The sequence below is a fragment of the Terriglobales bacterium genome (assembly GCA_035651995.1).
Classification (GTDB): Bacteria; Acidobacteriota; Terriglobia; order Terriglobales; family Acidobacteriaceae; genus DASRER01.
Genome location: DASRER010000002.1, coordinates 242,664 through 261,466, shown reverse-complemented (window position 1 = coordinate 261,466; position 18,803 = coordinate 242,664). Strand labels below are relative to the sequence as shown.

Below are 18,803 nucleotides of genomic sequence, written 5' to 3'. Positions count from 1 at the left end.
TCCGCCCGGCTACTTGAAACTTGAAACTGGAAACTTGAAACTGGCTTTCGTGAAGAAACTCCGGGTTGGTGTCCTGTTCGGGGGGCGCAGTGGGGAGCATGAGGTGTCGCTGCTCTCGGCCGCGTCCATTCTGAAGGCAATCGACAAGTCGAAGTACGACGTTGTTCCCATCGGTATCACCAAAGAAGGCAAGTGGCTGACGGCGGCCAACGCCGAGCGCCTGCTCGACGGCAAGCCGCCCGTTGAGCCGCGCGCGCTGCGCGCAGGCGATCCGGAGGCGACCGCCGGCGCGGCGGTGCTGGCGCGCGGCGATGCGGTGGTGGTCCCGCCGGTGCCGGTGGGCGATGGCGGGCAGGCGCTGGAGGCATTCGAGACACCGCGGCGCCGGGCCGAAGACCGGGCCATTGACGTGGACGTGGTGTTCCCCGTGCTGCACGGCACCTTCGGTGAAGACGGCACGATCCAGGGTCTGCTCGAGCTGGCCGACATTGCCTACGTCGGCGCGGGCGTGCTGGGTTCGGCGGCCGGCATGGACAAGGACGTGATGAAGCGCCTCTTCCGCGAGGCGGGGCTGCCGATCGTGAAGCACCTCACCATCCTGCGCAGCGAGTGGGAGCGGGAACCGAATGTCGTCCGCAAGAAGATCGAAAAAGCGCTGCGCTATCCCGTTTTCGTGAAGCCGGCCAATTTGGGATCGTCGGTGGGAATTTCCAAGGTCAGCGAGCGCAAACAGCTGGCTGCCGCGATGGACGAAGCCGCGAAGTTCGATCGTAAGCTGATCATCGAAGAGGGTGTTGGAGGCACGAAAGGCAAGGCCCGCGAAATCGAGTGCTCGGTGCTGGGCAATGATGCGCCCGAGGCCTCGGTGCCCGGCGAGATCGTGCCCGCGGCCGACTTCTACAGTTACGACGCCAAGTACATTGACGAGGGATCGAGGCTGGTGATTCCGGCCAGGCTCTCGCGGGCGCAGGGCAAGCAGGTGCGCGAAATGGCGGTGCGCGCCTTCCAGGCGGTGGATGGCTCGGGACTGGGACGCGTGGATTTTCTGATGGAGCCGAGGTCGGGGAAGATCTACGTGAACGAGATCAACACCATGCCGGGTTTTACGGCGATCAGCATGTATCCCAAGCTGTGGGAGGCGTCAGGCCTGGCGTATCCGAAGCTGATTGACCGGCTGATTCAGCTTGGCCTGGAGCGGCACGCCGAAAAAAAGAAGAACCGGTACGCACGGTAACTGCAAAACCACGGTTACCGCGGATGAACACGGACGGCACGGATCAACGAGAACAGGAATCCGTTTTCAGCTGCAAATCCGCGGTGAGCTTTGTTGCCGCTGAACGCTGAGCAGTTGGCTTCGGTATGATGTAAGCAAAATGTCCACCACGCTCTTCGAAGCGCCGCAGTACGATCCAGCCCGCGCGCGCCGGCGGCAGCGACTGCTGATCACGATCGCGCTGGCAGTCGCCATCCTGGGGGCGCTGGCATGGCGCTACCGGCACTGGCAGCAGGAGCGCATCGTGGGGAATTTCTTCCACGCGCTGCAGCAGCATGACTGGGAGCGCGCGTACGGAATCTGGATGGCCGATCCGGAATGGAAGCAGCATCCCGAGCGGTATCCGAAGTACTCCTACAACGAGTTCTACCAGGATTGGGGCCCGGGCGGAGAGTGGGGCCTCATCAACAGCTACCACGTGGACGGGTCCGAAGTTCCGAGGGGCGGCGGCAGCGGCGTTGTGGTCGTGGTGACGGTCAACAATCGCGCCGAGCCGGCCGCGCTCTGGGTGGAAAAAGCCAACAACACGCTCACGTTTTCACCGTATCCGGTGACGCACTAAGACCCGCTGGAGATTTGATCGTCGCCGGCAGCTAACGGTCTACGCCTCAGGTCCGCTAACCCGGTTTTCCCGATGGCAGTGCTATACTCCGCTGCGTGCACAGAGCTGAAAACCGGTTACCAGACTTCAATCCGAGGCGCAAATTCACCGATGTAAGAGATCTTCCGAGCTACAGTATCTCGGAGGCGTCGCACTATCTTCTGGTGCCGCGGGCCACAGTAAGGTCTTGGGTGGCAGGCCGGCACTACCCAGCTCTGGACGGAACACGTTTTTTTAAACCGGTGGTTCGGTTACCGAACGCATCAAGTTTGTCGCTCTCCTTCACGAATTTAGTAGAGACTCACGTCTTAGATGCGATTCGTCGGGAGCACCACATTGCGTTGGACAGAATCCGCATTGCACTCGACTATCTCCGCAAGCAGTTTGGTTCCGAACATCCATTGGCGGACTACCGCCTCGAGACCGATGGCCTAGACTTGTTCGTTACAAAGTACGGGCAGCTCATCAATATCAGTCGGGCTGGACAGATCGCGATGCGAGAACTCATCGTCTCCCACCTGCGACGTGTTGAGTGGGATGCGTCCGGCAGGGCCGTTCGCCTTTATCCATTCACCAGAAAACGCGCCGCCGAAGAACCAAAAGCTGTGGTGATAGATCCCAGCCTCTCGTTCGGGCGGCCTGTCCTGGCGGGCACGGGGATCCCCACAGCTCTCGTTGCTGAGCGCTACAAGGGTGGCGACTCCGTCGAAGAGCTCGCAGCAGACTACGGACGTCAGCGTCTGGAGATAGAAGAGGCAATCCGCTGCGAGTTGCAGCTTGAAGCCGCATAGCCCGACAACGTTCTTCGTAGACCGTTGTCTGGGCAGGCAAACTGTCGCGTCTGCGCTGCGGAAGGCCGGGCATGCTGTTCAAGTGCACGACGACGTTTTTCCTGCCGACTGTCCTGACGCGTTCTGGCTGGCCGAAGTGGGGAAACGCAATTGGTTGGTCCTTACCAAGGACCGACATATTCAGAATCGAACCGTCGAACAACTGCCGTTGCAAACTCGGGGGTCAAGGTTTTCAACCTCTCTTCCGGTAATCTGTCGGGCGTTGAAATGGCCGATGTGTTCGTCCGAGCAGCTGACAGGATCATTCGCTTTTCGATTGGCAATAGCGGTCCATTCATTGCCAAGGTGAGCCGCGCCGGTGTCGTCACCATGTTGCTGACCTCTACGCGGCTCTCAAAGTACCTGATTCGCTAGCAGCGGCTACTCCGCTTCGGCGCGGGCGGGTTCAAAGTGGTTCAGGAATTTCTGCAGTGATGCTTCGTCTTCGATATTGAGGCAGGTTTTCTCTTTGTCAATCTGCCGCATCAGGCCGGTGAGCACGCGTCCCGGGCCGACTTCCACGAAATTTTCAACTCCCAAGGCCATCAGCTTGCGCATGGACTGCTCCCAGCGAACGGCGCCGGTGACCTGGCGGACAAGCGCATCGCGCGAGTAGGAAGCGGTGCTGGTGGGTTCGGCGTCGATGTTGCTGATGACGGGAATCTCCGGTTCGCGGAAACGGACGTGCTGCAGGTCGGCGGCGAGGCGCTTTTGCGCCGGCGCCATGAGCGGGCAGTGGAACGGGGCGGACACCGGCAGCATGATGGCGCGCTTGGCGCCCGCCTCTTTGGCGAGTTCAGCCGCGCGTGTTACTGCGCCGGTGTTGCCGGAGATCACGATCTGGTCGGGCGAGTTGATGTTGGCCGGCGAAACGACTTCGCCTTGTGCCGCCTGCTTGCACACCTCGCGCAGCTTGTCGAGCGGCAGGCCGACGACGGCGGCCATCGCGCCCACGCCGACCGGCACCGCGTCCTGCATGTAGCGCCCGCGCTGGCGCACGGTGCGCACGGCGTCGGCGAAGTCCATGGTGCCCGCGGCGACGTGGGCAGAGTATTCGCCCAGGCTGTGTCCGGCGACGTAGCTGGGACTGAATCCTTTTTCGCGCAGCACGCGAAAGATCGCGATGGAGACGGCGAGGATGGCAGGCTGCGTTTTTTCGGTGAGCTTGAGCGCATCCTCGGGACCGTTGAAGATGACGCCGCTGAGCGGAGTGCCCAGGGCAGCATCGGCTTCGTCGAACACCTGCTGGGCCGCCGGGTACATGATGGCAAGTTCCTTGCCCATGCCCACGTACTGCGAGCCCTGTCCCGGAAACAAAAAGGCGAGCGGCGGATGTGTGCGCGAGTGCGACATGTTTACTGAGTGCTTGCGCCGGCGCCGGCGGCGCCAGGCGCGGCCGCTTCGCGGCGGTGGTTGGTGGCCAGTTCCTGCTCGATTTTACTGTTGATCCCGCGGTTGGCGAACTCGGCGGCCACGCGCAGCGCGTTCTTGATGGCGTTGGCGTTCGACGAGCCGTGGCACACGATGCACACGCCCTTGATGCCCAGCAGCGGCGCGCCGCCGTATTCGGAGTAGTCAAGGCGCTTCTTGAAATCGGCAAACGCGCGGCGCGAGAGCAGCGCGCCCACCTGGCTGGTGATCGTGGAATTCAGCGACTCCTTCAGCAGGTGGCGGACGGCTTCGACCATGCCTTCGCTGATCTTCAGGGCTACGTTGCCGACAAAGCCATCGCACACGATCACGTCGAGCTTGCCGTTGTACAGGTCGCGGCCTTCCACGTTGCCGAGAAAATTCAGGCTGTGGTGCTTGAGCAGCTTGTAGGCCTCGCGCGTGAGTTCGTTGCCCTTGGATTCTTCTTCGCCGTTGGAGAGCAGGCCAACGCGTGGACGCGCGATGCCGAAGATGCTGCGCGAGTAGATCTCACCCATGACGGCGAACTGCTCCAGGTTGTGCGGCTTGGTGTCGACGTTGGCGCCCACGTCCACCAGGATGGCGGCAGTGCCGGCGGCGGTGGGAAAGACGGCGGCCAGCGCCGGGCGGTCCACGCCGGGAAGGGCGCCGAGCACCAGCTTGGCGGTGGCCATCGCTGCGCCCGTGTTTCCGGCAGTGACGAAGCCGGCGGCGCGATGCTCGCGCACCAGGCGCACGCCCACGCGCATGCTGGAGTCGCGCTTGGAGCGGACGGCCTGCGCGGCCTTCTCGTGCATGCCGATGACTTCGGTGGCGTTCACGATGCTGATGGGCAGTCCCGCGGCGGACGGATGCGCGTGAAGTTCGGAGCGAAGCTGCGCTTCGGGTCCGACCAGCAGGACAGAGACGTCATGGTGTCGAGCGGCGAGGATGGCGCCTTCGACCTCGGGCCGGGGGGCCCGGTCCGATCCCATGGCATCGAGCGCGATGACCGTCGGCATCGGCGGAGTTCAGCTGGCTTCTTCCACGTCCATGACTTCGCGGTTCTTATAGTAGCCGCACTTGGGACAAGCGCGGTGCGGCAGCTTGCGCTCGTGGCAGTTCGGGCACTCGGAGAGGGAAGCGGTCCTCAAGAAGTCGTGCGAGCGGCGCTTCCCGGTGCGCGACTTGGAATGCCGCCGTTTTGGATTAGGCATGATTTCGACCTCAATTTCAAAATCTCAGCTCTGCAGCTTGTCTTTCAGGTCTTTCAGCGCCGACCAGCGCTCGTCAAGGACGGGCGCGGCGCAGTCGCAGGTTTCCTGGTTCAGGTTGCGCCCGCAATGCGGGCACAGGCCCTTGCAATCTTCGCGGCAGACGGCCTTCACGGGAACGGCGAGCAGCACCTGTTCGCGCAGGGCGTCTTCCACCTGAATGCCGTCACCGGAGTAGTATCCGATCTCGGTGTCGGCTTCGTGAATCGCAACTTCGTCGCCGCGCCGGTCAACGCCAGTGGGGCGGTAAAGCAGATCGAAGCTGCGCTCCAGGCTGCGAGCCACCGGCTCCAGACAGCGGGCGCAGGTCAGTTCGATCCGGGTCGCCAGTTGGCCCACCAGCCGGACATCGGCGATAGTGCCCTGGCGCCCTCCGCGGTGCTCCTCAACCAGTTCGGCCCGGCCAGAAGCGTCGAGCGTGGCGGTTTGCCGGATGTCGGGTCCCAGGTCGATGGCGCCGGGGCGAAAGTGCTCGTCAAACTCCCGTTGCTCGACCCTGAGTTCCTTAACGCTGATAAACATCGCACTTTCCCCTTCGGACTCGCAGCCTTGTCCAGCAACTGTAGGCGGGAAAAGCACGGCCGCACGACGGCGACCCGGAGCATTGGGGCAAGGCTCAAGAATAACGGCGAAGCCGCCTAAGCGTCAAGGAAATCAGCGGTTTTGGCCCAAACCGATGCCTACTGCAGGGCGGCCGTACAGTTGTTTCCCCCTGCGGGATCGTAGGTCATGTGGCTCAATTGGTCGGAGCAGAACCCGCGGTAGCCAGTCTGGCCCGGGATCAGAGGGACGGCCTGCACGCTATATGTGTTGACCGGAGTGCCAGAGACACCGGTGATGGCGAACTGGTATCCGCTTTTGGGGCAAGGCTGCGTGGCGCAGCCGAGGACCCAGTCGAGAAGGCCGGCGGCCGCGCTGCTGACTGGCGTTCCGCCCGAGGGACTGCCCAGTTTGGCCAGGTTGTCGGAGAACCCCTGGTCCGGATAGGTGACGTTGTACGTGACCTGGGCGGTGTTGATGCTGCGAATGGAGGCCACGGCGGACGACTCGTTCGCAGAAATACGCGAACGCAGCAAGCTGGGGATGGCAATGGCCGCGAGGATCAGAATGATGGCTACGACGATCAGCAGCTCAATCAGTGAGAAGCCAGCTTGTTTACGCATATCTCCCACCATGCAAGCAGAATTGTGCCTTTTGTGGCTTATTCCCGGGGAGAAGAGTACGGGGAGAGCCCAAGAATAGCAATTCTGAAATTGCCTGACAATGGGAATTGATTGGGGGCGGGCGTTACCAAAGGCCATCGCAGGGCGGCCTGCCCCCGCCGGGACCAGCCGGCCCGGGCGGACCGGCTGGGTGGGGTGGGGAGGATCGCCGCTTAGAGACCACCCACACGCTCGCTGGCGCGCTCGGCGCCGCCGCGGATGGCGCTCATCCCGGAGCGCACGCGGTCGGCGATTTCGCCGGTGGTCTCGCGCGCCGAATCGGCCAGATCAGACGCTCTCTCGCTCAGATTGCGGCGCGTCTCTTCGCCGCTCATCGGCGCAAACAGCACCCCCAGGCCGATGCCCACACCCAAACCCACCAGAAAGCTTTTCATAGGTCCTCCCTCAGAATGGCGAAACGCAGGCCCTGAAAAGGATCCAGGGCGTCAATCAACACTAGAGTCCAGCCGCGGTGCGAGGGTTGCCGCAACCGCCGGCTGCAGCGGAATGGGCGCAAATCCAGGGTTTTTCGCGCAGGGAAGCTAGGTCTGCTTCGGATCAGGGCCGTTGCTGCTGCCGGCGGCAACCGCGGAGGCGTTTTCCTGAGCAGAAGCAGGCTCGGGCTGTTGCGCCGGCCTGGCGCGCTCCAGCAGCTTCCTGGGATTCAGCAGTGGGCGCCCCAGGGACGGGTTGTATCCCGCCCATTCGCCCTCGATGCCACTGTCGCGCTCCAGGTGCGCGCGCATGCTCTCCATCTTCGAATCCAGGTCGTCGAGGTAGTGCAGCATCAGCGCCTCGGGGAACATGGGCAGCTTGGGCGAGCCGAACTCGTACTGCCCGTGATGGCTGATGATGAGGTGCTCGATCAGCGTTTTCAGCTCGGCCGGGAAGTCCGGCAGGGCAGCGAGCTTGGCCTGCAGCATTTCCAGCTCGATGATCATGTGGCCGAGGAGCTGGCCGCGCGTGGTGTAAGTGAACGACCGGCTGTAGCTGAGCTCGTAGATCTTGCCGATGTCGTGCAGGAACGCGCCGGTCAGCAGCAGGTCGCGATCAATCTGCGGATAGTTGCGGCAAGCCAGGTCGCAGAGCTGGGACAGGGAAACCACATGGTCGAGCAGTCCGCCGATGAAGGCGTGATGCAGCGTCTTGGCCGCCGGCGCCTGCTTGTAGCGCGAAGCGATTTCCGGATCGGCCATGAAGGACTCGACCAGCGCCTTCAGATGGCGGTTCTGGAATGAAGCCACGAATTCGCCCACCTTCTGCCAGAGCTGGTCAACGTCTTTGGTCGTCTTTGGCAGGTAGTCGGTGTAGTCAACTTCCGCTTCTTCCAGCCGGCGCAGCTTGTGGATAGTGAACTGGAACTTGTTGTTGAAGCGGTTGATGAGGCCCTTGGCCTTGATGAAATCGTCCTGCTCGAAGGCGCCGAGCGCGTCGGCCACGTTGTCCCACATTTTGGCGTCGAGGTGGCCGGTGCGGTCGGCGAGCGTGAGCTGGAGAAACAGCTCGCCGCTCTTGCGCGGGCGGACCTGCTTGGACGCGACGACGAAGGTGGAAGTGATGGTCTTGTTCTCGTGCCGGGCCGCGTCGCAAATATAGAAGTCTTTCATTTTTTTTACCGCCGATCGGCGTCGCTCCACCAAAGACTAAGGCGCCCCAGGTCAGCCAGCGCAGCAGCGCGCGAGCCGGCCTCGCCGGCTTGTCAATCGTACATCACTCGGAAGCGGCGGCGGAGCGGGCGAATGCCTTTGGCGGATCGCAAGAGAGGAACTCTGGAATGGGGACTTAGGACTCGTTGGCAGCGCCGCCGCGGAGCGCTAGAAGAAAATAAAATGCTTTTTCTTCTTCAGCTTGCCCTTGTCCTTGTCCTGCTCTGCGGAGGCTGCGGTCATGACCGGCTTGGTCTGGTTGGGGCTGGCGCCGGAATCGACGAAACCCGGCTTGATGTCGATGTAGGCCTCTTCGCGCAGCTTGGTGAGATAGGAGCGCAGGGCCGGTTGCAGCTTCTGGTAGTAGATGGCTTCCTGAATGTTCTGCTCCACATCCTTCATGGGCGGAACGCCGGGCATGATGTGCTCGGTCACCTTCAGCACGACAAAGCCCTGCTTGGTGCGGATCACGTCTGAGACCTCGCCCGCCTTCAGGCCGAAGGTGACGTCTTCCAGCGACTTGGCGAGTGTGCCGCGCTTGAAGTAGCCGATGTCGCCACCCTGCGCGGCCGTCGGTCCGTCGGAATTCTTCCTGGCGACATCGTCAAAAGCCGCGCCTTTACGAATGCTGTCGAGCAGCGCCCTGGCCTTGGTTTCGGCGGTGGCGATGGCTTGCGGATCGTCGCCGGCCGGCGCGGGTTGCTGAGCGTTGGCATCTCCGGAGGCATTCGCCGGCGGCTTGGGCGCGGTGGAGACCAGGATTTCGCTGAGGCGGACTTCTTCCGGGCGCTCGAGCTCTTTCTGGTGCTGGTCGTAAAAGGCCTTGGTTTCCTCGGCAGTCATCTGGATATGCGAGCCGACTTCGCGGCTGATGACCGCCTGGGTGATGATGCTGTCGCGCAAATTCTGCTTGTAGTCCTCGAAAGAGACGCCCTGCTGCTGTGCGGCCTTTTCCAGGTCCTCCATCGAGTCGAGGTTCATCTGCTTGCGCATCTGGTCGAGGCGCTTCACCACCTCGGTATCGCCGGTGATCCCCAGGTCCTTGCCCTTCTGCAGAAGCAGCTGGCGGTCGATCAGGTCGCGCAGCAGGTCTCGTTCACGCTCGGGCTGCTTGGCTTCTTCCTGCGGACCTCCCTGGCGCAGTTCCTGGAGCAGCTGTTGGCGGCTGCGCTGCAGCTCGCTGCGGGTGATGATGTCGCTGTTCACGCGCGCGACAATTTCTTCCACCACCGTATCGGCCGAGAGGCACACGGCGGCTACCAGCAGCATTCCCGGAACAAGGAACAACCTCTTCATATGCAGATCATTTTACAACGTCAACCTGGATCGTTTGGGCTTCTCGTCGCTTCGGGAACGGGAAACGGGAAACGAGTTCAGCGGCGAATGACCGCCACGGCCGTGCGGTCGTTTTCCTGCGGCCCGGCGAGGCGCTTGAGGGCGTGGATCGCCGAATCCGTTCGGGAAGGCTTGCCAAGCGTTCCCGCCAGCGCCGCCTTGCACAGGTCGCCCGCGGAGTGCAGGGCGGAACTCTGCAGCACTTCGCGGGCGCGTTCGAGGCCCGCTTCCAGGCGCCCGGCGGCTTCCACCGTGCCCCGCGAAACAAGCAGCATGGCGGAGGCGGGCTGCAGCACGCTGAGTTGCGCGTCGTGCACGGCGTGCGAGAACAGGCCCATGGGCACGCCGCTGGCGCCGAGCGTGGCAACGTGAACGGGATCGCGCACCAGGCCGGGCGTGTGTCCGGCATTGACGTACCAGAGCGCGCCGAGGCTGGGCTCGTAGCAGGCCAGGAAGCCGGGAGCGCAGCGTACGCCGCCGGCCGCCTCGATGATCGTCCGGTTCAATTCCATGGTGAGGCTGGAGAGCGAGATGGCGTCGTTGCCTTCCGGATCGGAGAACAACTCCGGGCCGAGGTCGCGCATGCGGGCTTGCACGGCCGACTCGACCACGAAGGCCTCGTCGCGCTCGCCGGCCACGTCGAGCAGCACCACCAGCAGCCGTCCGGAGGGCGTTATGGCGAACTCGAAGAAGTCGCCGCCGGTGCGCGCGGCCTGGTAGTACGCGTCAACGCTGTGGCCTTCCACGGACGGACGCACGGGAGGCTTGGGCGTGGCGGGGGCGGGGCCGGCTGCTGTGTTGCGCAGAAACGCCATGATGGCTCGGTGGGGGAACTCACATCATATCCTGCTCAGGCAAGCGCCGCAGCGTGGTTCGTGGACCTGCGTCTGCCAGGAAGCGCAAACATGGGCGCGCCGGCGGGTTCGCCTGGTCGGGTCAGTTGCCGTAGGTGCGCTTGAGGTACGCGCCCACGTCCTGCTCCAACCCGTCGTAACCGGAGTGGATGGTGGCGCGCAGCGCGGCCTCGGTGGAAGAGCCCTCGCCGATGCGCTGCAGGACGCGGCATACGTCATCCATGCCATAGGTGCTGCGGATGTATTCGACAGCGGCCAGGCTCTCCATGTAGGCCACCAGCGCGGCCTCGCCGGAGAGTTTGGTGAACGGCTGCTCGAGCATGTTGAACGGCGCCTGGTGGCCGGAGGCGAAGATGCGCGCCATCCACCGGCCGTTCGAGCCCCCGTTCATGGCCAGAGTACGAGGCTCGAGCGCTTGCGCCACGCCCTCATGCAGCCACTGCGGGGCGCGTCCGCGCGAGAGCTGGTGGATGAAAGTGTGCGCCAGCTCGTGCTTCAGGACGCGCGCCAGCTCCGGCGTGACCGTTGCCAGGTGGTCGAGCGGGATGCGCAGCTTGCCGTCGTTGACGGCGTCGGCCCAGGAAGGCGCCTGGGTGACGTCTTCGAACGCCTGGTTGGCGTAGAGCACAACCGGAATGCTTTCCCGCGGCGCGACGCCGAGTTCGCGCACCAGGTCGTCGTAGTCGGCTTCAAGGGCAGCGAGCAACTGGCGGCGCAGGGCGGGCGGGCTCTCGCTGCCCTCGTAGCGCAGCGTGAAGTGACTGCTTGCCTGCTGGCCAAAGTTGGCTTCGGCGGCCAGCTCGCGCTCGGCCTTGGCCAGGTATTGCTTCACCGATTCATTGGGCCGCAGCGCGAGCGACTTCTTCCATGGCGTGACCGCGTCGCGGGTGCGGTCGTTGAAGAAGTAGGCGAAGCCGAGCAGGGCCAGCACGTCTGCCGATGTCGGCGCCAGGCGCGCCGCGTGCTCGGCGTGCGGAAGCGCCTCAACGTAGCGCTGGGTATTGAGCAACAACGCCACGTAGTGCGCCAGCAGGTAAGGGTTCTCCGGCGCCAGGCTGAGGCCGTGGCGGAAGAAGCCGGCGGCGCGCGCGTTATCGCCGCTGGTCTGCGCTTGCAGCCCGGCAATGTCATAGGCGAGCGCGCTTACGGGAACGTTACGCTGCGCTTCGATTGAAGCGAGCGCGTCTTCATCCACCCGGCCGTTCTGGATGACACGCGCGCTGATCTCCTGCGCACCGGGGGCGTCGAGATTGACGATGGGAATGTCGTCGGCGGCGGGGCGAGCGTCATCGGCGCGGTGTGCCGATGGAACCGGCGCTTGCCCGCCGGTGTCAATGCGCTCCACCAGGTTTTTGGGAATCGTGAAGGTGTTGTCGCCGACTTCGTAGCTGACGCGGCCGTCTTTTTCGCTCACACGGTCGGCGTAGATCACGCGGCCGTTCTTCAGGCGGATGGTTTCAGCTGGGGACGAACACGCCCAGAGCACCAGCACCGCCAAGATGACAGAACGCCGCACGAGGGCGCATTCTAGCAGCATCCATGCAGGGCCCAGGGGTTACCAAAGAAACGCGCGCCAAAGAAACGCGTACGAAAAAAACGCTTGCCAAAGTCCTGCGGCCATGTACGGGGATGTGCGTGGCGCTGCTGGCCGCGGCCGCGCCGGCGCTTGCGCAGGCGCCGACGCCGCCTCCGGAAGGGCGCGCTCCGGCCCTCTACCGGCAGTTGCGCGCCGTCGGGCTCGATCCGGCGCGGGTGTACCGTGTGCGCGACGTCTCCATCGACCGCCGCGCCCTGCACGTCACCTTCGCCGACGGCATGATCGCCTTCACCAAGACCATCGAAGGACGCGTTACTGGCGCGTTCTTCGCCGGCGAAGGCGAAGTGCTGGTGTCGCCGCCGACGCGCGTGGACCGCGCGTCGCTGGCGCTGTTCACCGGCGCCGCCATCCTGGAGCAGAAGTTCACCTCGGCCTACCTGCGCTTCAACGACGACACCTTCGAGCAACTCTTGCCCGACATGCGCACGGCCGAGAACCCGCAGGAGTTCATCCAGAAGTGGGACACGGTGGCGCAGAACCTTGCCGACGCCGACGCGCTGCGCCTGCTCGACACCTTGACCGCCGAGCGCTCGGCCGACGCAAGCGACGACCGCACCCTGCACGTGCGCGTGGGCGGAACCGCGTTCGGGACCTTCGATCTGTACTTCGACGGGCGCCTGCCGGAGGACGTGTGGGTCGGCCAGGTGGCCCAGAGCGATGCAGGTGTCTTCTACGACCTGTGGACGTCGTTTGCATCGGGTCCCGGCCAGCGGCTGAACCGGCGGGGAGCGGCGCCTGACCCGGCAGCCGGCCCGGAAGAGCCGTTGCGGGTCAGCAAGTACGTGATCCGTGCGCGGGTGCAGCCGCCGCACGAACTGGAAGGCGACGCGCGGCTCACGGTGGAAGCGCCGCGCAGCGGACGCCGGATGTTTGCCTTTGAGCTGTCGCGCTTCCTGCAGGTCACGACCGCGACCGTGCGCTATCCGGGAAGCACGGTGGAGGAGCCCGCCGAGATCATCCAGAACGAGGCGCTGAAGGGAACGCAGCTCGAACGCCGCGGCAATGACCTGATCGCCGTGGTCCTGCCGCGGGCAGCGCCCGCAGGCGCCGCGATGCAGCTCAGGTTCCGGTACAGCGGAGCGGTGATGAGCGAAGCCGGCAGCGGACTGCTGTACGTGGGCGCGCGCGGCATCTGGTATCCCAATCGCGGGTTCCAGATGGCCGATTACGACCTGGAGTTCCGCTATCCGCAGAACTGGACGCTGGTGGCCACCGGAAAGCGAATGTCGCAGGAGACGGTGGAAGGCGAGCAGGTGGCGCGGTATGCGACCGAGCATCCGATTCCGGTCGCCGGCTTCAATCTCGGGCAGTACGAGCGGGCGCAGGCGAAGGCGGGCGAGGTGGGCGTGACCACTTATGTGACGCAGACGGTGGAGCGCTCGGCGGCGGCGCGTGCCAGCGGGCCGCAGGCGCCGCTGCTGCCCCCTCCGCCGCGAAATCCGCGGCTGCCTCAGCCGGTGCCCCTGCCGGAAACGCCGCCCGATCCTTCCCGTCAGGCGCAGAACGTGGCCGATAGCGCGGCGCGCACGGTCGATTGGCTGTCGCGCCGCCTGGGGCCGTTTCCATACAGCAGCCTGTCGCTCACGCAACTGCCGGGCGCGGTGAGCCAGGGCTGGCCGGGCCTGGTGTTTCTCTCCAGCTACGTTTTCCTCACGCGCGAGGAGCGCATGCACCGCTCGCTGGGCGACTTCGGCACAATCATGTACGAGCAGCTCATGCCAGCGCACGAGATCGGACACCAGTGGTTCGGCGACCAGATCGGATGGCGCACGTACCGCGACCAGTGGCTCTCCGAGGCGCTGGCCAACTACGCGGCGCTGCTCATGATCGAACAGCAGAACCCGGCGGCGTTCCGCAACGTCATGGAGCACTACCGGCAGAACCTGCTGCGCAAGGACACGGGCCGCGAAAATCGCGAGGCCGGGCCGGTCACGCTGGGTGCGCGGCTGTCGTCATCGAAATTTCCTGATGGCTACGAGACCGTGACCTATGGCCGCGGCACCTGGCTGCTGCACATGCTGCGCGAGATGCTGCGCGACACCGCGGCTGAGCGTCCACGCCGCGGCCCGCGCGGCGCGCGCGTGGAGCAGCGCGTTGACGGCGATGAGCCGTTTTTCCGTGCCATGCGCTCGCTGGTCACCGACTTTCGCTACAAGACGATTTCCAATGAGGATGTGCAGAAGGCGCTCGAAGCCGTGTTGCCCGAGCCGGCGCAGTACGAAGGCCGCAAGTCGCTGGACTGGTTTTTCCAGGGGTGGGTGGAAGGCGCCGCGATCCCGCGCTTCGAAGTGGACGACGTGAAGTTCACACCGCGTGGCGAATCAACCGTGGTGACCGGCAAGCTGCTGCAAAAAGAAGCGCCTGAATGGCTGATCACCAGCGTGCCGATCTACGCGGCGGCGGCAGGAAGCGGCAAGCCAACCTATCTGGGCCGCGTTTTTGCCGACGCGGGCGAGACGAGTTTCCGCTTCACGGCCCCGGCGGGCGCGCGTAAGCTGCTGATCGATCCGGAGAAGACCGTCCTCAGCCGCCCGTAAGCACTCAGTGCATGTGGTCGTGGTCGCCGTGTTCCATCTGGCGCTCGACCGACCAGATGGCGGCGGCGTCCTTCTCATCGGGATAGACGTGCACCATCCAGCCGAAGACCTGCGGCATGAAGGTGCCGCCGGCTTTCTCGCATTCCTCCCTGGTGGTGATAGTTCCGCGCAGGCCGAAGCGCGCATTGGGCTTCAGCACGTCGGCGCGCTCGCTGTCGGGCGGCTTGCAGTAGTTGGTGTGGGCGTGCCACTGCGCGATGCTGAGCGGGATGCGCTGGTCGAGGTCGGCTTCGGTCGCGGCCTTGCGCGCGGTATACATCACGCCGATCAGCTTGTAGCCGCCGTTGGACTGCTTTTCATAAAGCAGCGACGTGGGATGCTCAGGGTTGAAGGCGAACGCCGCTTCGATGGCGTAGCGATAGTTGGTGAAGTGATACATCGGCTGCGGAACGTTGGGCAGGAAGATCTGGAAGCCGTCGGCGAGAGCGGTCTTGTAGTCGCGATAGCGCTCGCTGGCGCGGCGGGCTGCTGCAACCACCTGTGCGGCGCGCTCGTCGTCGCCCGGCTGCTTGGCGCGCAACGAAGTGAGACGCATGTGCGCGCTCATCTCCATGTGTCCGGACATCTGCAGGGCGCTGTGCTCCATGCCCTGCATGTCCTGCGCGGGCTTGGGACTGTCGGCGGCGAGGCGGAGAGCGAGGGCGAACGCCGCGAGAATGGCGAGAACGGCAGCGACACGGATCTTCATAAGTGCTCCTGACAACGGCCCGTCTGACTAAACCCGCGCCTCGGGGCGGGGTTGCGCTGTCTGGGCGGTTCCGCTGACGGCCTGTGCAATCTCGGCAAGCGCGGCGGCGCCGCTCTGTATGCAATCAGGTACGCCGATGCCGCGCAGGTAGTTCCCAGCCAGCGCCAGACCCGGAAGCTCGCGTCGCATCCGCCCGATGCGCCCCACCCGCTCCAGGTGTCCAACCTCGTATTGGGCCATGGCGCGCGGCCAACGGAAGACACGGGCAGATCGCGGCCGCGCGGTAACGCCGAGAATGCCGCGCAGTTCATCGCGCGCGGCGGCGACAATTCGCTCGCTGTCCCAATTCATCATCTCGTCGGCGCGCTCGCCGCCGATGAAGCAACGCAGCAGGACGCGTCCGGCGGGCGCGCGATGAGGAAATTTGTTGTGCACATACGTGCACGCCAGCAGCGCGCGGCTTTCCATCCGCGGCACGAGGAACCCGAACCCGGCGAGCGGCGTGGAGAAAGCAGAAGCGTCGTACGCCAGCGCCACCGTCAGCGAAGAGGTGTGGGGGATGGCCGCCAGCTCTCGCGCCAGCTCCGGATGCGCGGCTCGCAACAGCTCCGCGGCGGCGTGGGCCGGCAGGGCAAGAACAATTCCGTCGAAGCGCTCGGCGCGTGCCGGTGGTCCGAGACGCCAGGCATCGCCCTCGCGCGAGAGCGATGCCACTTCGGTTCCCGCGTGGACCGCGCGCGGATCCAGGCGAGCGGCGATCGCGTCCGTCATCTGCTGCATGCCGCCGCGCAGCGTGGTGAACAGCGGGCGTGCCCGAGCGCCGGATGCCGTTTGCATCTTGTTGCGCGCGGCGAGCATGCCGCGAATCAGGCTGCCCGAGCGGGCCTCCATCTCCACCATGCGCGGCAGGACGGCGCGAGCGCTCAGGCGGTCGGCCCTGCCGCCATAAATGCCCGCGAGCAGCGGATCGGCGAGCCGGTCGACAACTTGCTGGCCGAAGTGGCGGCGCACCAGGTCGGCGACGGATTCGTCTGCAACGGAAGCTGAATTCGCCCGTCCCGAGAAGTATTCGCGCGCAAAGCGCAGCTTGGTCGAAGGCGAGAACAGCGGCGACATGGCCGTGGGCAGCAAGCGCGTCGGCGCAATGAATTGCAATCCATCGGGCATCGGCGCCAGCCGGCCGCGGACCACGATGAACGTTTTGCGCGTGGCGTCGTTCGAGCCGATGAGTTCGCCGGCGATGCCGAGTTCGCGGCAGAGCTCAGCGGCGGCGGGCTTTTCGGTGAGGAACGAGTCGGGGCCCGCTTCGACGACGCAATCGTCAACGTGCTCGGTCCGAATCACGCCGCCCAGGCGGTTCGCGCGTTCGAACAGGGCGTAGCTGAACTGGTCCGGCTGCTGCCGCCTCAATTGCTCGGCGCGCCATGCCGCACTCAAACCGGCGATGCCGCCGCCGACGATGGCGATGCGCTTCATCGGCGCGCGCCCTGCGACTGCGCCGCGCCGAAGTGCGTCAGCGCCCTGCGCGCCAGGTCCACCAGCGCGGCGGTGAGCAGGCGCGAGCCGTTCAGCGATTCGGCGCGCCACAAACGCATGCCCTGCTTTTCGGCGTGTTGGCGGAAGGCGATGTCCACGTCGTAAAGCACCTCGATGTGGTCGCTGAGGAATCCGATGGGCTGGATGAAGACGCCCGAGTAGCCTTCTTTTTTCAGCGCGAGAATTGTTTCCTCGACCGTGGGCCCGAGCCACGGTCCTCCGGCCCTGCCCTGGCTCTGAAAGGCGAAGCGCCAGCTCTCGCCGATGCCGGCTTCGCCGGCCACCAGCTTCGCGGTTTCGCGCGCCTGTTGCTCGTACGGGTCGCCTTCACTGATGGTCCGCTCCGGGACGCTGTGCGCCGTGAAGATGACCGGCAGCTGGGCGCCTGCCTCGGCGCGCGCGCGCTCCCATCCGGCGGAAAGTTTTTCCGCGAAGGCGCGAATCAGCAGCGGATGGTCGTGCCAGCTCTCGACAGTGTGCACGCGAAAGCGCGGCGGCGCGCCGATCGGCGGATGCGTGCGCCCAGGAGCGGCGGCGTCGTCGCCCATGAGCACGCGCCGGTACAGGCCAACGCTGGCGCGCGAGTTCTGCGGCGCCATGCAGATGGCAGCCGCGGCATCCACGCCGTCGGCTTCCATCTGCCGCACGACATCGGGAATGTACGGATGCCAGTTGCGCATGCCGACGTACACCGCCAGGTCGAGCTGGCGCGCCACCGCCTGCGCCTGGCGATACGTGATCTCGGTGAGCGGCGAGTGGCCGATCAGGTCGTAGCGATGCTCCAGCTCCTTCACGGTTTCATCGCTGACCGGGCGCCCGCCGGTGACGTTACGCAGGAAGCCGGCCATGCCGGCGGTCGAGTCCGGCGAACCATGCGCGAGCAACAGGATGGCGGTCTTCATCAGCGGGCCTGCGCGGCCGGGCGCGCGGAGTGTTCGCGAACGAATTCGGCCAGCGCGCGCACGTTTTCTTCCGGCGTCTCCGGCAGAATTCCGTGCCCAAGATTGAAGATGTGTCCGGGACGGCCGGCGGCGCGGCGCAGCACGTCTTCGGCGCGGCGCCGCAGCTCTTTCCAATCGGCAAACAGCGCCACTGGATCGAGGTTGCCCTGCACGCCCACGCCGTCCCCCAGCGCCGCCCAACCTTCGTCGAGGGGAACGCGCCAGTCGAGGCCGATCACGTCGGCGCCGCTCTGGCGCATGTCGGCAAGAAGCGCGGTTGTCTCGGTGCCGAAGTAGATCACCGGCGCGGCGGCTTGCAGCGTTCGCACCAGCGCCCGCGTGTGCGGCAGCACGTAGCGGCGGTAGTCGTCGGGGCTGAGGCAGCCGACCCAGCTGTCAAAAACTTGCAGAACGTCGGCGCCGGCGCGCGCCTGCTCTGTCGCGTAGGCGCTGAGCACCACGACCAGCTTGCTCATGAGTTCGTCCCAGACCTGCGGGTCGGAGTACAGGAGCTTCTTGGTTTCGACGTAGTGGCGCGATCCGCCGCCCTCGATCATGTAGCTGGCGAGTGTAAACGGCGCGCCGCAGAAGCCGATCACGGGAAGCTTGGGGCCGAAGTGCCCTGCCACGCGCTTTACAGCCTCGGCCACATAGCCTAGTTCGGCGACGCGGTCGGTGCGCAGCGCGGAAACATCTCCAGCGGTGCGCAGGGGACGCTCGATCACCGGTCCTTCGCCGGCGGCGAAGTGAAACGGCAGGCCCATCACCTCGAGGGGCAGCAAAAGGTCCGCAAAGATGATGGCCGCGTCCACGCCGAGTTTTTCCGCGGCGGTGATGGTCACTTCCGCCGCCAGCGCCGGGTCCTTGCAGATTTCCAGCAGCGAATGGCGCTTGCGCACGGCGCGATACTCCGGCATGTAGCGCCCCGCCTGCCGCATGAACCACACGGGCGTGGCGTCTACCGGCTCGCCGCGCACGGCGCGGACAAATCGCGACTCGGGTGCCGACATTGGGTTGAATGTAGCACTTTTGCCGATGTT

The 18,803-nt window shown here is 65.1% G+C and carries 19 protein-coding genes; 5 read left to right on the top strand and 14 right to left on the bottom strand.

All coding sequences use genetic code 11. The features are described 5' to 3' along the window. Window positions 1–34: 34 nt before the first annotated feature. The 4 genes from VFA60_01305 to VFA60_01290 all read left to right on the top strand — a co-directional run bounded on the left by VFA60_01305 (window position 35) and on the right by VFA60_01290 (window position 3,079). On the top strand, window positions 35–1,234 hold the full coding sequence (locus tag VFA60_01305; GenBank protein ID HZQ90411.1) for a D-alanine--D-alanine ligase family protein: 1,200 nt from the start codon (window positions 35–37) through the stop codon (window positions 1,232–1,234). A 139-nt stretch (window positions 1,235–1,373) separates the two neighbouring features. Further along, window positions 1,374–1,835 carry a hypothetical protein gene (locus tag VFA60_01300; GenBank protein ID HZQ90410.1) on the top strand — a complete coding sequence of 154 codons (462 nt, stop codon included), beginning with the start codon at window positions 1,374–1,376 and terminating at the stop codon, window positions 1,833–1,835. A 95-nt stretch (window positions 1,836–1,930) separates the two neighbouring features. Continuing rightward, window positions 1,931–2,665, top strand: a complete 735-nt coding sequence (locus VFA60_01295; protein HZQ90409.1) for a DUF433 domain-containing protein — start codon at window positions 1,931–1,933, stop codon at window positions 2,663–2,665. Between the two features lie 150 nt (window positions 2,666–2,815). Next, window positions 2,816–3,079: a hypothetical protein gene (locus VFA60_01290; protein HZQ90408.1), complete on the top strand. Its 264-nt coding sequence runs from the start codon at window positions 2,816–2,818 to the stop codon at window positions 3,077–3,079. A gap of 6 nt (window positions 3,080–3,085) precedes the next feature. Here the strand turns inward: VFA60_01290 and fabD are convergent, their stop codons facing one another. The 10 genes from fabD to VFA60_01240 form a co-directional block, all read right to left on the bottom strand. Then, window positions 3,086–4,057 carry an ACP S-malonyltransferase gene (gene fabD, locus VFA60_01285; GenBank protein HZQ90407.1) on the bottom strand — a complete coding sequence of 324 codons (972 nt, stop codon included), beginning with the start codon at window positions 4,055–4,057 and terminating at the stop codon, window positions 3,086–3,088. 2 nt (window positions 4,058–4,059) lie between these two features. After that, window positions 4,060–5,115 (bottom strand): phosphate acyltransferase PlsX, encoded by a 1,056-nt coding sequence (plsX, locus tag VFA60_01280; protein ID HZQ90406.1) that lies wholly within the window; start codon window positions 5,113–5,115, stop codon window positions 4,060–4,062. 9 nt (window positions 5,116–5,124) lie between these two features. Then, window positions 5,125–5,310, bottom strand: coding sequence for a 50S ribosomal protein L32 (gene rpmF, locus VFA60_01275; GenBank protein ID HZQ90405.1), 186 nt, complete (start codon window positions 5,308–5,310; stop codon window positions 5,125–5,127). Window positions 5,311–5,334: 24 nt separating this feature from the next. Beyond that, entirely contained in the window at window positions 5,335–5,889 is a 555-nt protein-coding gene (locus VFA60_01270; GenBank protein ID HZQ90404.1) for a DUF177 domain-containing protein, read from the bottom strand. Window positions 5,890–6,047: 158 nt separating this feature from the next. After that, window positions 6,048–6,530, bottom strand: a complete 483-nt coding sequence (locus tag VFA60_01265; protein HZQ90403.1) for a prepilin-type N-terminal cleavage/methylation domain-containing protein — start codon at window positions 6,528–6,530, stop codon at window positions 6,048–6,050. A gap of 212 nt (window positions 6,531–6,742) precedes the next feature. Next, complete coding sequence (locus tag VFA60_01260) at window positions 6,743–6,964, bottom strand: YtxH domain-containing protein (GenBank protein HZQ90402.1); 222 nt, start codon at window positions 6,962–6,964, stop codon at window positions 6,743–6,745. A gap of 147 nt (window positions 6,965–7,111) precedes the next feature. Then, entirely contained in the window at window positions 7,112–8,176 is a 1,065-nt protein-coding gene (locus VFA60_01255) for an HD domain-containing protein (GenBank protein HZQ90401.1), read from the bottom strand. A gap of 207 nt (window positions 8,177–8,383) precedes the next feature. Continuing rightward, entirely contained in the window at window positions 8,384–9,511 is a 1,128-nt protein-coding gene (locus VFA60_01250; GenBank protein ID HZQ90400.1) for a peptidylprolyl isomerase, read from the bottom strand. A 77-nt stretch (window positions 9,512–9,588) separates the two neighbouring features. Further along, on the bottom strand, window positions 9,589–10,365 hold the full coding sequence (locus VFA60_01245; protein HZQ90399.1) for a SpoIIE family protein phosphatase: 777 nt from the start codon (window positions 10,363–10,365) through the stop codon (window positions 9,589–9,591). A gap of 121 nt (window positions 10,366–10,486) precedes the next feature. After that, window positions 10,487–11,920 (bottom strand): hypothetical protein, encoded by a 1,434-nt coding sequence (locus VFA60_01240; protein HZQ90398.1) that lies wholly within the window; start codon window positions 11,918–11,920, stop codon window positions 10,487–10,489. A gap of 119 nt (window positions 11,921–12,039) precedes the next feature. Here VFA60_01240 and VFA60_01235 point away from each other — a divergent pair, with 119 nt between their 5' ends. Then, complete coding sequence (locus VFA60_01235; GenBank protein HZQ90397.1) at window positions 12,040–14,538, top strand: M1 family aminopeptidase; 2,499 nt, start codon at window positions 12,040–12,042, stop codon at window positions 14,536–14,538. A gap of 4 nt (window positions 14,539–14,542) precedes the next feature. Here the strand turns inward: VFA60_01235 and VFA60_01230 are convergent, their stop codons facing one another. Genes VFA60_01230 through hemE form a run of 4 tightly spaced genes read right to left on the bottom strand, consistent with a single transcriptional unit; the run spans window position 14,543 to window position 18,773 of the window. After that, window positions 14,543–15,286 carry a hypothetical protein gene (locus VFA60_01230; protein HZQ90396.1) on the bottom strand — a complete coding sequence of 248 codons (744 nt, stop codon included), beginning with the start codon at window positions 15,284–15,286 and terminating at the stop codon, window positions 14,543–14,545. Between the two features lie 27 nt (window positions 15,287–15,313). After that, the gene (hemG, locus tag VFA60_01225) at window positions 15,314–16,762 is read right to left on the bottom strand and encodes a protoporphyrinogen oxidase (GenBank protein ID HZQ90395.1); all 1,449 of its coding nucleotides are present in this window, start codon (window positions 16,760–16,762) and stop codon (window positions 15,314–15,316) included. Next, a complete protein-coding gene (gene hemH / locus VFA60_01220; GenBank protein ID HZQ90394.1) occupies window positions 16,759–17,724 on the bottom strand; it encodes a ferrochelatase in 966 nt (321 codons plus the stop codon). The genes hemG and hemH overlap by 4 nt, the downstream gene beginning before the upstream one ends. Then, the gene (gene hemE / locus VFA60_01215; protein ID HZQ90393.1) at window positions 17,724–18,773 is read right to left on the bottom strand and encodes a uroporphyrinogen decarboxylase; all 1,050 of its coding nucleotides are present in this window, start codon (window positions 18,771–18,773) and stop codon (window positions 17,724–17,726) included. Before hemE ends, hemH begins: the two co-directional genes overlap by 1 nt. Window positions 18,774–18,803 lie beyond the last annotated feature (30 nt).